The sequence below is a fragment of the Herbiconiux daphne genome, from assembly GCF_024979295.1.
In the GTDB taxonomy this organism is placed as follows: Bacteria; Actinomycetota; Actinomycetes; order Actinomycetales; family Microbacteriaceae; genus Herbiconiux; species Herbiconiux daphnes.
In genome coordinates this window covers 1-895 of sequence record NZ_JANLCJ010000224.1, presented here as the reverse complement: position 1 = coordinate 895, position 895 = coordinate 1, and the positions used below count along the sequence as shown (strand labels likewise).

1 protein-coding gene is annotated in these 895 nt (G+C 46.0%); it reads right to left on the bottom strand.

Annotated elements, in window-relative coordinates:
- A partial coding sequence (locus N1032_RS24260; protein ID WP_259543046.1) for a phage major capsid protein occupies nt 1–895 on the bottom strand: 895 nt, incomplete at both ends.

Genomic DNA, 895 nt, shown 5'->3' with positions numbered 1-895 from the left:
GCGATACGGTCGGGATTTTCCAGCAGGGCAGCAGACAGAGTGTCTACTGATTTACTGAAATCAGACAGCAGTACAGCGCGACGCATATCCGGGGCTGTGAAACGCTCTTTACCACCGATGTTAAACAGCTTGCTGATTTTGGTCATGCGGTCGGCGACGATACCGATTTGATACGTTGCGAAACGCACGAAATCACGGTTGGTCATAGCAGAAGCGACGCTAACTTTGTTGGTCGGGTTAGTGTCGTTATACAGTTTCAGCAGGTTTACAGCGCGAACCCCTGATTTAGTATAATCAACTACTTTAGAACCCGCCGCCCCGGTTGCCAGTTCAGAAACCAGAGTTTCGCCGATCATGTTATTAATGCCGCGCATAATGAACGCATCAATTTTCACGGTCAGTGAATTTTCTACACTGGTAACGAGCATGGAAATAAAGCCGTTCAATTGAGCCGCACTGGAGAAAGCAGATTTAACCTGCAATTCAGTAAAGCTCATCGGAATTTCCCACGTAACCTTAGAGTTAAAGAATTTCGCTTCAACTTTCGGTTGGTAGAAAGTGTCCTGGCTATATTCCTGCCCGTCCTGCAAATCCCAGCTTTTATTTTCGGTCGCTTCTGGCAGAGCGGTAGAAATCTTTTCCAGAATGGAACCGAATTCCCAAGCATCCATCAGGACAGAAGGAACGCCGCCAGCATAAGCGCGGTTAACGAAAATAACTTTGCCGATATGGTCAACCAGTTTGCGGGTGTAATTTTCAATCCCGTTCTGAGTGTCCATAATAGCCTTGCCAATATCAACCACGTTTGACAGGTCTTCATTAACAACGGCGGTATCGCCTAATACTTCTTTGGTTACTGCATTGATGAGTGTATAAAGTTGAGTTACTTTCATGT